Origin of the sequence: Mesorhizobium sp. M7A.F.Ca.CA.003.01.2.1, assembly GCF_003998945.1 — a bacterium.
GTDB lineage: Bacteria > Pseudomonadota > Alphaproteobacteria > Rhizobiales > Rhizobiaceae > Mesorhizobium > Mesorhizobium ciceri.
Window position 1 is genome coordinate 1 of record NZ_RZRA01000796.1, and the last position, 2,712, is coordinate 2,712.

A 2,712-nucleotide genomic window follows, 5' to 3' on the forward strand; every position below is an offset into this window, starting at 1 on the left:
CGCTGCTGGCGGGCGAACTGAAAACGCTGGTCGACGAGAAGGCCGCCGTCATCAAGGGCTGGATGCGCGCCGGCAAGATCGCCAAGACCGACCCGTGGCACCTGATCTTCTCGATCTGGGCGACGACGCAGCATTATGCCGATTTCGACGTCCAGGTCCGCGCCGTGCTCGGACCGAACCGTGGCGGCGACGGCCGCTTCGAGGATGCGGCAAGATTTCTCGAGCAGTTGTTCCTCGATGGGCTGAAGCCGAAGGGCTAAATGGTTTCGTCATTCTAGGGCGAAGCAAGGAGCGAAGCGACGCGGCGCAGACCCTACAATCCATGCCGCGACTTCAACGCGCCGCAAAGGTCCAAATTCTGCTCCGTAGTACTCTTCGGCAAACGTCCCGGCATGGATCCTCGGGTCTCCGCGTCCGCTTCGCCCGTGGATGACGAAGCCGAGGGGGACGCCAGCCAACCTCAGGCGCTGCGCCGCTCGGCCGGCAGCGCGTCCAGCAATGCCTGCAGCTTGGCGATCGAATTCTGCTCGGCTAACGGCGTGTAGACGATCAGCTTCATGTCCGAGCCGTCGCCGATCGACAGGCTCATATGCTCGAAGGTCATGGCGCCCGCGCTCGGGTGCCGGACATGTTTCACCCCCGACAACCGATGCGCGACGTCGCGCTGCGGCCACCAGGCACGAAATTCGGGGCTCGAACGGGTCATCAACTCGATCAGCCGCTCGAAATCCGGATCGCCGACATAGCGGGCGCTCGTGGCCCGGAACGAGGCCAGCACGGTGCGCGCCAGTTGCTCCCAGTCGACCAGCAGGTGCCGGTGATGCGGGCTCGTGAACACCATGTGGACGATGTTGCGGGCGTCACCCTCCAGCAGGCCATAATCGCCGAACACCGCCACCGCCGCCGGGTTCCAGGCCAGCACGTCCCAGCGCCGCCCGACGACATAGGCCGGCTGCAGCACCAGGCTCTGCAGCATGTGCAGCAACGGGCCATCGACCTTTTCCGGCGCTACGGCACGGCGCTCCGGCTGCTGGCGGTCGGCAAGGATGAACAGATGCTGTTTTTCGGCGGCGTCGAGGCGCAGTGCTTCGGCGAGCGCCGTCAGCACCTCGACCGAGGGCCTGACCTCCCGCCCCTGCTCCAGCCATGTGTACCAAGTCGTGCCGACACCGGCGATCATCGCCACCTCCTCGCGGCGCAAGCCCGGCGTACGTCGCCTGAGACCGATGGCGATGCCTGCGGCCGAGGGCGTCAGCCTTTCGCGGCGCGAGCGCAGGAAGGCGCCGAGTTCGCGCCGGCGGCTGTCTTCAGCCGAACGTGTGGGGGCCGCGTGAGGTTGGGACTCCATGCGCGTATTATAGCAGTATTGATACCAGGATAAAGTTTGAACTGTTTGGCCAGCGCCAACTGCCCCATCTTCCGTTCAGAGCAACAGAACGGAGGCTCTGAACATGGAACTCAAAGACAAGACGATCCTCATCACCGGCTCGACAGACGGCGTCGGCCGCGTTGTCGCGCAACGGCTCGGCGCCGCGGGCGCCCGTGTGCTGGTGCACGGCCGCGATGCAACGCGCGGCAAGGCTGTTGTCACCGAGATCGAAGCCGCCGGCGGCAAGGCCGAGCTTCTGGTCGCCGACCTCTCTTCGCTGGCCGAGGTGCGCCACCTCGCCGAGGCGGTGCGCGCCCGGACGAACCGGCTGGACATCCTCATCAACAATGCCGGCATCGGCACAGCGGGCCAAGGTGCCAAAAGGCAGGTGAGTGCCGACGGCTATGAACTGCGCTTCGCGGTCAACTATCTCGCCGGTTTCCTGCTGACATCGGAGCTCCTGCCATTGCTGAAGGCCAGTGCGCCGGCGCGCATCGTCAATGTCGCCTCTGCGGGGCAGCAGGCGATCGACTTCAGCGATGTCATGCTGACCCGCTCCTATGACGGGGTGCGCACTTATTGCCAGAGCAAGCTGGCGCAGATTCTGTTCACCGTCGATTTGGCCGAACAGTTGAAAGGCACCGGCGTCACCGTCAACGCATTGCATCCGGCGAGCTACATGAACACAACCATGGTCCGGCAGGCCGGGGTGACGCCGTGGAGTTCGGTCGAGACCGGTGCCGACGCCATCCTCAATCTCGCCACCTCACCCACGCTCAACGGGAAAAGCGGCCTCTATTTCGACGGCCTGCGGGAATCCCGCGCCGATGCTCAGGCCTACGACGCCAAGGCAAGGCAACAGCTGAGAAGCTTGAGCCTCGACCTCATCGGCCCGGCCTCCCCCACATCGAAGGAACAGCATTGATGACCAAGGCAATCCAACACACCGTCATCATCGGTGGCTCGTCCGGCATCGGGCTGGCGACGGCGCGCAAACTGCTTGGCCCGGACATGAAGGTAACCATCACCGGCCGCAACGAGGACAAGCTGAAGAGCGCTTGGAAGAGCCTTGGCGGTGCTGCCGAGAAGGCCGCTTTCGACGCGTCGAAGCCGGATGAGGTCCGTCAATTCTTCGAGCGCCTCGGCCCCTTTGATCACTTGGTGCTGGCGGCCAGCGGCGGCAAGGGCCTCGGCCCGTTCCCGGCGCTTGACCTGAGTGACATCGGCAGTGGCGTGGAGGAAAAGGTCCGCCCGCAGCTGTCCTGCCTGCAGGCCGCCTTGCCGACACTCAACAAGGCCGGATCGGTCACCTTCATCTCGGCGGTGTCGGCGCAGCTCGCAAC

The 2,712-nt window shown here is 64.9% G+C and carries 4 protein-coding genes; 3 read left to right on the forward strand and 1 reads right to left on the reverse strand.

All coding sequences use genetic code 11. The features are described 5' to 3' along the window. A partial coding sequence (locus tag EN969_RS25685) for a TetR family transcriptional regulator C-terminal domain-containing protein (RefSeq protein ID WP_206525230.1) occupies positions 1-260 on the forward strand: 260 nt, incomplete at its 5' end. A gap of 200 nt (positions 261-460) precedes the next feature. On the opposite strand, the gene EN969_RS25690 is transcribed toward EN969_RS25685, so the two are convergent. Next, positions 461-1,348, reverse strand: coding sequence for a helix-turn-helix transcriptional regulator (locus tag EN969_RS25690; RefSeq protein ID WP_063168505.1), 888 nt, complete (start codon positions 1,346-1,348; stop codon positions 461-463). Positions 1,349-1,451: 103 nt separating this feature from the next. Here EN969_RS25690 and EN969_RS25695 point away from each other — a divergent pair, with 103 nt between their 5' ends. Together EN969_RS25695 and EN969_RS25700 are read left to right on the forward strand one after the other, a co-directional pair. Further along, on the forward strand, positions 1,452-2,294 hold the full coding sequence (locus tag EN969_RS25695; protein ID WP_063168506.1) for an SDR family oxidoreductase: 843 nt from the start codon (positions 1,452-1,454) through the stop codon (positions 2,292-2,294). Further along, positions 2,294-2,712 (forward strand): SDR family NAD(P)-dependent oxidoreductase (locus EN969_RS25700; RefSeq protein WP_127419507.1); only part of this gene is annotated, 419 nt, incomplete at its 3' end. The genes EN969_RS25695 and EN969_RS25700, both read left to right, overlap by 1 nt.